The organism is Paraconexibacter sp. (genome assembly GCF_041602235.1).
In the GTDB taxonomy this organism is placed as follows: Bacteria; Actinomycetota; Thermoleophilia; order Solirubrobacterales; family Solirubrobacteraceae; genus Paraconexibacter.
Window position 1 is genome coordinate 18,678 of sequence record NZ_JBFIGP010000016.1, and the last position, 9,586, is coordinate 28,263.

Annotated in this window: 7 protein-coding genes; all 7 read left to right on the forward strand. The window is 71.2% G+C overall.

The window, feature by feature from the left end:
• Positions 1-28 precede the first annotated feature (28 nt).
• The 7 genes from ABYE80_RS02500 (at position 29) to cimA (ending at position 9,501) form a co-directional block, all read left to right on the forward strand.
• Entirely contained in the window at positions 29-3,172 is a 3,144-nt protein-coding gene (locus ABYE80_RS02500) for a penicillin acylase family protein (protein WP_372788418.1), read from the forward strand.
• A gap of 44 nt (positions 3,173-3,216) precedes the next feature.
• A complete protein-coding gene (locus ABYE80_RS02505) occupies positions 3,217-3,810 on the forward strand; it encodes a helix-turn-helix domain-containing protein (RefSeq protein WP_372788420.1) in 594 nt (197 codons plus the stop codon).
• Between the two features lie 17 nt (positions 3,811-3,827).
• Positions 3,828-5,186, forward strand: a complete 1,359-nt coding sequence (leuC, locus tag ABYE80_RS02510) for a 3-isopropylmalate dehydratase large subunit (protein ID WP_372788422.1) — start codon at positions 3,828-3,830, stop codon at positions 5,184-5,186.
• A gap of 28 nt (positions 5,187-5,214) precedes the next feature.
• Positions 5,215-5,760, forward strand: coding sequence for a 3-isopropylmalate dehydratase small subunit (gene leuD, locus ABYE80_RS02515; protein ID WP_372788424.1), 546 nt, complete (start codon positions 5,215-5,217; stop codon positions 5,758-5,760).
• 4 nt (positions 5,761-5,764) lie between these two features.
• A complete protein-coding gene (leuB, locus tag ABYE80_RS02520; RefSeq protein WP_372788425.1) occupies positions 5,765-6,802 on the forward strand; it encodes a 3-isopropylmalate dehydrogenase in 1,038 nt (345 codons plus the stop codon).
• 30 nt (positions 6,803-6,832) lie between these two features.
• Positions 6,833-7,771 (forward strand): branched-chain amino acid transaminase, encoded by a 939-nt coding sequence (locus tag ABYE80_RS02525; protein ID WP_372788427.1) that lies wholly within the window; start codon positions 6,833-6,835, stop codon positions 7,769-7,771.
• Between the two features lie 122 nt (positions 7,772-7,893).
• Positions 7,894-9,501: a citramalate synthase gene (gene cimA / locus ABYE80_RS02530; protein ID WP_372788428.1), complete on the forward strand. Its 1,608-nt coding sequence runs from the start codon at positions 7,894-7,896 to the stop codon at positions 9,499-9,501.
• The last annotated feature ends 85 nt before the right edge of the window (positions 9,502-9,586 follow it).

Consider the following 9,586-nt stretch of genomic DNA (forward strand, 5'->3'; position numbering starts at 1 on the left):
CGCCATGGTCAGTCTCCGAGGGGGTCCTGTGAAGCCGCAACGTCCGTCGTTCCCGTCGCTCGACCGCGCCGGTCGGGTACTCGCGATCGCCGCGGCCTGTCTCGTCGTCCTGCCGCACTCCACCGCGGCCGCGCGTACGTCCTCGCCGCCATCGGCCTCGACGAGCGAGAACTCGGGCGCGCCGTGGACGGGCTACCGCCGCGTCGGTGGCCGCGCCACCGGGGAGTACGGCGCCACCGTCAGGCGCACGCGGCACGGCGTCGCGCACATCGACGCCCGCAACGAGGCGTCGCTGGGATACGGCGTCGGCTACGCGTTCGCCGAGGACAACCTCTGCACGATCGCCGACTCCTACGTCACGGTCGCGGGGGACCGCTCCAGGTACTTCGGGGCCGACAAGACGTGGTACTTCTCCGGCAACGCGCAGACGGTCAAGAACCTCGACGCCGACGCGTACTACCGCTGGATCAACGCGCGCGGCTTCGTCGAGAAGCTCGCCGACGAGGCGCCCCCGCGCGGCCCGCTCCCGGAGGTCCGGGCGCTGGTCCGCGGCTACGTGGCCGGCTACAACGACTACCTCGAGGACGTCGGCGGGGCGGACGGTCTCCCCGACCCGCGATGCCGCGGGGCCGAGTGGGTCCGGCCGATCACGGTCGTCGACGTCTACCGGCGCTTCTACCAGCTCGCCTCGCTGGCCTCCGGTGGCGTGGCGATCCCGGGCATCGTGAACGCCGCTCCCGCCCTGGACCCGGGTCCCGCCCGGTCCGCGGCCGAGCAGCGTGATCTGGCCCTCGAGCTCAGGAACCGCCTGCAGGCCGGCGGCATCGGGTCCAACGCGATCGGTCTCGGCAGCGAGGCCACCGACGACGGGCTCGGGATGCTGCTGGGCAACCCGCACTTCCCCTGGCACGGCGCGGAGCGCCTGTGGCAGGTGCACCTGCGCATCCCGGGCAAGATGGACGTGTCCGGGGCGGCCCTGTACGGCGTCCCGCTCGTGCTGATCGGGCACACGCGCGGGCTGGCGTGGTCGCACACCGTCGCCACGGCGTTCCGCTTCACGCCCTTCGAGGAGAAGCTGAACCCGGCGAACCCGCGGCAGTACCTCGTCGACGGGACCTACAAGGACATGACGGCGACCACGGTGGAGGTCCCGGTCAAGGACGGCGCGCCGGTCAAGCGCACCATCCACGAGACCGACCACGGGCCGGTGCTCACGTCGATCTTCGGCCTGCCGCTGTTCCCGTGGAACCCGGCCACGGCCTACACGCTGGCGGACTCCAACGCCACCAACTTCCGCTACCTCAACCACTTCTACGAGAACGATCGCGCGCAGTCGGTGCGCGAGTACCACGAGATCCAGGAGAAGTACCAGGGCATCCCGTGGGTCAACTCGCTCGCGGCCGACCGCAACGGCGAGAGCTACTACTCCATGAACGGCGCGACGCCGGGCGTCACGGATGCCCACGCGCAGCGGTGCAACGTGGCACTCGGCGTCGCGACGTTCGCGTCGATCGGGCTGCCCGTGCTGGACGGCTCACGCTCGGCGTGCGACTGGGAGGACTCGCCGAAGGCCGCCGCGCCCGGGATCATCGGCAACGACCGGATCCCGTACCTGTTCCGCCGCGACTTCGTCGAGAACGGGAACGACTCGCACTGGATGACCAACCCGGCGCAGCTGCTGGAGGGCTACGACCGGATCATCGGGATCGAGCGGACGGAGCGCACGCCGCGCACGCGTCTCGGTGTCCGGATCATCCAGGACCGCCTGGCGGGCCGTGACGGCCGGACCGGCAACCGCTTCACGGTCGCCGACCTCGAGCACGCGATCACGGGCAACCGCCAGTACCTCGGCGAGCTGTGGCGGGACGAGCTCGTGGCGTTGTGCCGGGCGAACCCGACGATGAACGGGGTCGACGTCTCGCAGGCGTGCGACGTGCTCGCCGCGTGGGATCTCACCGACGAGCTCGACGCCAAGGGCGCGGTCCTCTTCCGTCGGTTCGCCTCACGGGCGTTCCCGGCCACGCAGTCGCTGCCGGCCGGGACGCAGGGCACCAACGAGATCGGGCTGCGCGCGTTCCGCGTGCCCTTCGACCCGGCGGACCCGGTGAACACCCCGCGCGGTCTCGCCGACACGCCGATCGTGCGCGGTGCTCTGGCCGACGCCGTGAAGGACCTGCAGGCGGCCGGCATCCCGCTCGACGGGACGCTGCGCGACTACCAGTCGGAGACCGCCGGCGGCGAGACGGTGCCGGTCCCGGGCGGGCCCGGCGGTCTGGGCGTGTTCAACGCGATCACCGCGCCGTGGAACAAGGCCAAGGGCTACCCGGACATCATCCACGGCGCGAGCTTCGTGATGGCGGCGGACTTCGAGGCGAAGGGCTGCCCGGCGCGTTCGGAGACGTTCGTGACCTACGGCCAGTCGGAGAACCCGTTGAGCCCGCACCGCACCGATCAGATGCGGACGTTCGCGCAGGAGGCATGGAACCGGCCGCCGTACTGCCGCAAGGACGTGCTCGCCGCGCCCGAGCAGCGCCTGCAGGTCCTCGGCAACGCCTGCCCGGCCCGGGCCGGCGTGGGCAGCCTCACGGTGAGCGTGTCCCGGACCCGCGGCGCCCGGATCCGGGTCCGGCCACGGCCCGGGAGCGAGCGGGTGCGCTACCGCGTGCACCTGGTGGCTCCCGGCACCGGCCGGGTCCTGGCGACGATCGCCCGTGGCAGCGTGTCGACGAAGGGCGGGACCGTCCGGGTGCGTCCGCCGCGGGGACGCCGCAGCGGCGACCTCGTGGTCGTGTTCTCGCGGGACGTCCCGTCCGGGACCCACACGCGCCGGATCGCGCTGCAGCTGCGAGGAGGTGTGCTGCGCCGGGGGCCCCGGTTCGCGGCCGCGCCGTCCTGCGCGTCGGTGCGGGACGTGCGTCTCGCGGCCCCGCGCCTGGGGTCTGCCGGGAGCACCCTGCGGTGGAAGGTCGATCGCGCGGCCCGGGTGCGGGTCGTGGTCCTGCGCGGTTCGCGCGTCGTCCGGCGCTACGGCACTCGGAGGACCGTGGGGGACCGCACCGAGTCGCTGCGGATCCGTGGGCGGGGTCTCCCGTCCGGGCCGCTTCGCGTGCGCGTCACGGCGACCCTCACGAGCGGGCGTGACGTGACGAGGACCCTCACCACCCGGCGGTGACGGGACGCCAGGACGACTGTACGTGATAACGTACAGTCGTCCTGATGCACACCGTCGACGACATCGAGCGCCAGATCCGCATCGGCCCGCGCGTGCGGGCCCTGCGCGAGGCGATGGACCTGTCGTTGCGCGATCTCGCCGAGCGCTCCGGGGTCAGTGCCCCGATGCTCAGCCAGGTCGAGCGGGGCGAGACGAGTCCCACCCTGCAGGTGGCGGGCAAGATCGCCGCCGGGCTGGAGCTGCGGCTGTCGCAGCTGCTGCGCCTGGACGAGTCCGGCAGCGTCACCGTCGTACGCGACGGCGAGGGACGCCGGGGCGGGGCCGCCCGGCGCGGGCACACCTTCACGGTCCTCACGGCGCCGATGCCCGGCCAGCGCGCCGAGTTGTCCCGCCACGTCCTCGCCGCCGGCGCGCAGACCGGCCGCCACGACGATCCGCCGATGCACGAGCCGGGTGCCCGCGAGGTCGCGCTCGTCGAGCAGGGCGCCGTCGTGCTCGTCATCGACGGAGAGCGCCACGAGCTCGGCCAGGGGGACTGCGTGACGTTCGACGCCGACCTGCCCCACCACTTCGAGAACCCGGGTCCCGGGGACGCCACGCTGCTCGCCGTGCTGTCCGCCGGTCTCCGGCGCAGCTGATCACCAAGGAGAGACCCATGCCGCACGCCACCCCGACCACGCTGTTCGACAAGATCTGGGCCGCCCACGAGGTCACCGACGGGCTGATCTACATCGACCTGCATCTCGTGCACGAGGTGACCAGCCCGCAGGCCTTCGACGGTCTGCGGCTCGCGGGTCGCAAGGTCCGCCGCCCGGACCGCACGCTCGCCACCGCCGACCACAACACGCCGACCGACGGCACCCCGGTTGCTCGGCTCATCAAGGACGAGCTCAGCCGCAAGCAGGTCGAGAAGCTCGAGTCCAACTGCGCGGAGTTCGGGGTCCCGATCTACTCGCTGGGCTCCGACAAGCAGGGGATCGTGCACGTCATCGGGCCGGAGCTCGGCGTCACCCAGCCGGGGATGACGATCGTCTGCGGCGACTCGCACACCGCCACGCACGGGGCGTTCGGTGCCCTGGCCTTCGGCATCGGCACCTCCGAGGTCGAGCACGTGCTGGCCACCCAGACCCTCGGGCAGTCCAAGCCTCGGTCGATGCGCATCCGCTACGAGGGTGAGCTCGGGCCCGGCGTCACCGCCAAGGACCTCATCCTCGCGACGATCGGGCAGATGGGCGTCAACGGGGCGACGGGCCACGTCGTCGAGTTCGCCGGTCCGGCCATCGAGGCGCTCTCGATGGAGGGCCGGATGACCGTCTGCAACATGACGATCGAGGGCGGCGGCCGCGCCGGCATGATCGCCCCCGACGAGACGACGTTCGCGTGGCTGCGCGAGCGCGGGGTGGCGATCGACCCGGCCTGGGCCGACCTGAGGACCGACGCGGGCGCGACGTTCGACACGGAGATCGTCGTCGACGCCTCCGCGATCAGCCCCCAGGTCACCTGGGGGACGACGCCGGAGATGGTCGTGCAGGTCACCGACACCGTCCCGGAGCCGCAGGACGGCGGCGACGAACGGGCGCTCGAGTACATGGCGTTGAAGGCCGGCACCCCGATGACCGAGATCACGCTCGATCGCGTGTTCATCGGCTCGTGCACGAACTCCCGGATCGGGGACCTCAGGGCCGCGGCATCGATGATCAAGGGCCGCAAGGTCGCCGACGGCGTGATCGCCATGGTCGTCCCGGGGTCCCAGCAGGTGAAGGCCCAGGCGGAGGCCGAAGGTCTCGACAAGATCTTCACCGAGGCGGGCTTCGACTGGCGCGTCGCCGGCTGCTCGATGTGCCTGGGCATGAACCCGGACGTCGCGGCGCCCGGCGAGCGGGTGGCGTCCACGTCCAACCGCAACTTCGAGGGCCGCCAGGGCCGCGGCGCCCGCAGCCACCTCGTGTCCCCGCAGATGGCCGCCGCGGCCGCCATCGAGGGCCACTTCGTCGACATCCGCAACTGGAACTAGCCGTCACGGCAAGGAGCACGAGACCGACATGGATCCCATCAACATCGTCGAGGGCGGCGTGACGTTCATCGACCAGGACGACGTCGACACCGACCAGATCATCCCCGCGCGCTTCATGAAGCGCGTGGAGCGCACGGGCTTCGGGGAGTTCTGCTTCCACGAGTGGCGCGCGGGCGGCTACGACCTGCCGCCGAACCCGATCCTCGTGGCGGGTGAGAACTTCGGCTGCGGGTCGAGTCGGGAGCACGCCCCGTGGGCGCTCATGGACTACGGCTTCCGGGCACTGATCGCGCCGCGGTTCGCCGACATCTTCAAGAACAACTGCACCAAGAACGGGGTGCTGCCCATCGAGCTGCCGCGCGAGCAGTGCGAGGAGATCGCCCGTCGCGGGACCGCGAGGGTCGACCTCGAAGCGCAGACCGTCGACGAGTTCCCGTTCGAGATCGATCAGGAGATCAAGCGTCGCCTCCTCGGCGGCCTCGACGACATCTCGATCACGCTCACCAAGTCCGACGCGATCGACGCGTACGAACGCGACCGTGAGCGGGTCGGCCCCGTCACGACGGAGGTCTGAGCCCGTGCCGAGGATCGTCACCCTGCCCGGCGACGGCATCGGGCCGGAGATCTGCGCCCCCGCCGTCGCCATCCTGCAGCGCTTCGTCCCGGACCTGGAGGTCGAGGAGCACGTGTTCGGCGGCGCGTCGATCGACGCCCACGGGACCGCGCTGACCGACGACACGCTCGCCGCGTGCCGCGGCGCCGACGCGGTCCTGCTGGCCGCGGTCGGAGGACCGAAGTGGGACACGACCGACCCGGATGCGCCGCGGCCCGAGCAGGGCCTGCTGGGGCTGCGCAAGGCCCTGGGCCTGTACGCCAACCTGCGCCCGGTGCGACCGCTGCCCGCGCTCTACGACGCGAGTCCCCTGCGGCGCGAGCGGATCGAGGGAACGGACCTCCTCGTCGTCCGCGAGCTGACCGGGGGCATCTACTTCGGCGAGAAGACCCGGACCGCCGACTCCGCGTCGGACCTGTGCCTCTACACGGTCGCCGAGGTGGAGCGGATCGCCCGGACCGCGTTCCTCGCGGCGCGCGGGCGGCGGAACAAGGTGTCCAGCGTCGACAAGGCCAACGTGCTGGAGACCTCCCGGCAGTGGCGGGAGGTCGTGCACCGGATCCACGCGCAGGAGTTCCCGGACGTCGAGCTCGAGGACGTCCTCGTCGACAACGCCGCGATGCAGCTGGTCGCCCGTCCGTCGGACTTCGACGTCATCGTGACCGAGAACCTGTTCGGGGACATCCTCAGCGACGAGGCGGCGATGATCACCGGTTCGATCGGCATGCTGCCGAGCGCCTCGCTGGGCGATGACGCCGGACCGGGCCTGTTCGAGCCCGTCCACGGGTCGGCGCCCGATATCGCGGGTACCGGTGTGGCCAATCCGCTGGCGATGTTCTTGTCCGCTGCGATGCTGCTGCGGCACGGTCTGGCTATGGACAACGAGGCCGCCGCGCTAGAGTCGGCCGTGGATCGCGCGCTCGACGCGGGTCTGCGGACCCCCGATCTCGGTGGCTCCGCCGGCACCGCCGAGGCCACGGACGCGGTTCTCGCGCACCTCTAGACACCAACCCCGACGATCAAGGACAGCGACGTGCAGCAGGCCGACCTCATCTGGATGAACGGGGAGTTCGTCAAGTGGGAGGACGCGAAGGTCCACGTCCTCACCCACGGGCTGCACTACGGCACCGGGGTGTTCGAGGGCGTCCGGTGCTACGACACCGAGATCGGGCCGGCGGTGTTCCGTCACGAGGAGCACGTCGACCGGCTGTACCGCAGCGCCGGGCTGTACTACATGGACATCCCGTTCACGAAGGAGCAGATCCGGCAGGCGACGCTCGATCTCATCGCCCGTAACGGCATGCGCTCCTGCTACATCCGCCCGCTCGTCTACCGCGGGTACGGCACGATGGGCCTCTTCCCGCTCGAGGCGCCGGTCGACGTGGCGATCGCCGTGTGGGAGTGGGGCTCCTATCTCGGCGAGGAGGGCAAGGCCAACGGGGTGCGCGCCAAGGTGAGCTCGTGGCGGCGCATCAGCCCGGAGTCGCTGATCCCGCAGGCGAAGGCCTGCGGTCAGTACCTGAACTCGGTGCTCGCGAAGATCGAGTCGCACAAGGCCGGCTACGAGGAGGCGATCCTCCTCGACGACCACAACCACGTGTGCGAGGGCTCGGGCGAGAACATCTTCGTCGTCCGCGACGGCGTGATCTCGACGCCGCCGCTCACCGCGTCGATCCTCGACGGCATCAACCGCCGCTCCGCGATCCAGATCGCCCGCGATCTCGGGTACGAGCTGATCGAGCGCGACATCTCGCGCGGTGAGCTCTACCTGGCGGACGAGATCTACGTGACCGGCACGGCGGCCGAGCTGACCCCGATCCGCGAGGTGGACGACCACGCGATCGGCGACGGCCGTCCCGGTCCCGTCACCAAGGCCGTGCAGGCGTTGTTCGAGGACGCGCTGTACGGGCGGGCCGCCCAGTACCGCGACTGGCTGGACCCGGTCCCGGCGACGGCCGCGGTGGAGGCGTGAGCAGGGTGCTCGGCTTCCGCGACGGGCGAATTCCCAGGGCGACCTGAACCCGCGCGGGTGACGCGCGGGCGCCGGTCGCCGCGCTCCCGTCCGAACACCCGCCACTTCCAGGAACCGCCACCATGAACCACACCGTCCAGATCTACGATGCCACCCTGCGCGACGGCATGCAGGGCGAGGGGATGTCCCTCACCGCGCACGAGAAGGTCCGCGTCGCCCACAAGCTCGACGACCTCGGGGTCGACCTGATCGAGGCCGGCTTCCCGGCCTCCAACCCGAAGGAGCTCGAGCTCTTCGACCTTCTCGGGCAGGAGACGTTCGACCACGCGCAGATCGTCGCGTTCGGCATGACGCGCCGCCGCGGCGTCGCCGCCGCCCAGGACGAGAACCTGCAGGTCCTCGCGCGATGCTTCGCGGGCGTGTGCACGCTGGTGGGCAAGACGTGGGACCTGCACCTCGAGAAGGTCGTGAAGGTCGGCCGCGAGGAGAACCTGGCGATGATCCAGGAGTCGGTGGCCTATCTGGTCGAGGCCGGCAAGCGCGTGATCTACGACGCCGAGCACTTCTTCGACGCCTGGCGCTCGGACTCGGCGTACGCGCTGGACTGCCTGCGCGCCGCCGCCGCCGGGGGCGCGGAGCGCGTCGTCCTGTGCGACACCAACGGCTCGTCCCTGCCCCATCAGGTGGGGTCCGCGGTGGCCGAGGTCGTCTCGGTGCTCGAGGGCGTCCCGGTCGGGATCCACTGCCACAACGACCTCGAGTGCGGGGTCGCCAACACGCTCGCCGCCGTGCTGAACGGTGCCACGCAGGTCCAGGGCACGATGAACGGGATCGGGGAGCGCACGGGCAACGCGAACCTCGTGTCGATCATCGGCAACCTGCAGTTCAAGCTCGGCATCGACGCCCTCCCCGGGGAGCGCATCATCCGGTTGACCGAGACGGCGCACTTCGTCGACGAGCTCCTCAACCAGGTCCCGAACGCGACGCAGCCGTTCGTCGGCCGCAACGCGTTCGCGCACAAGGGCGGGCTGCACGTCGCGGGCGTGCGGGCGGACGCCTCGACGTTCGAGCACATGGAGCCCGAACTGGTCGGCAACGAGCGTCAGCTGATCGTCTCCGAGCTCGCGGGGCGGCACACGGTCGCCGAGAAGGCCCGGTCCGCCGGGATCGAGATGGACGACGCCGCGGCGCAGCGGGCGATCGACAACGTCAAGGAGCTGGAGGCGCGCGGGTACCAGTTCGAGGCGGCGGACGGGTCCTTCGAACTGCTGCTCCACAAGCAGGTGGGGGACTACGAGCCGCTCTTCACCCTGGAGTCATGGCGCACGATCGTCGAGCAGAACGCCCAGGGGCACGTCGAGTGCACCGCGACCATAAAGATCTGGGTGGAGGGCGAGCGCTACGTCCGTTCGGCCGAGGGCAACGGCCCGGTCAACGCCCTGGACGCCGCGCTGCGGTCGGTGATCGCGGAGTTCCACCCGCACCTGCGCGACATCGAGCTCACGGACTACAAGGTGCGCCTGCTGGACCAGCACCACGGCACCGGCGCGACCACGCGGGTGCTCGTCCAGAGCTCGGACGGGCAGCGCAGTTGGGGCACGATAGGAGTCGCCCAGAACGTGATCGCCGCCTCGTGGGAAGCGCTGGTGGCGTCCTTCGAGTACGCGGAGCTTCCCCGGCAGGCGCAACCCGCCGCCGACGACGGCAGCCCGGCCGGGAGGCCTGCGTGAGCGAGGAGATCCCGCTGGCGCGACCGGTGCTCGGCCGCGAGGAGGAGGAGCGCGTGCTCGAGGTCCTGCGCTCGGGGCAGCTCTC

Coding starts and splice junctions, on each gene's coding strand:
- leuC (WP_372788422.1), top strand. CDS start 3,828: ATGCCGCACGCCACCCCGACCACGCTGTTCGACAAGATCTGGGCCGCC.
- cimA (WP_372788428.1), top strand. CDS start 7,894: ATGAACCACACCGTCCAGATCTACGATGCCACCCTGCGCGACGGCATG.
- ABYE80_RS02505 (WP_372788420.1), top strand. CDS start 3,217: ATGCACACCGTCGACGACATCGAGCGCCAGATCCGCATCGGCCCGCGC.
- leuD (WP_372788424.1), top strand. CDS start 5,215: ATGGATCCCATCAACATCGTCGAGGGCGGCGTGACGTTCATCGACCAG.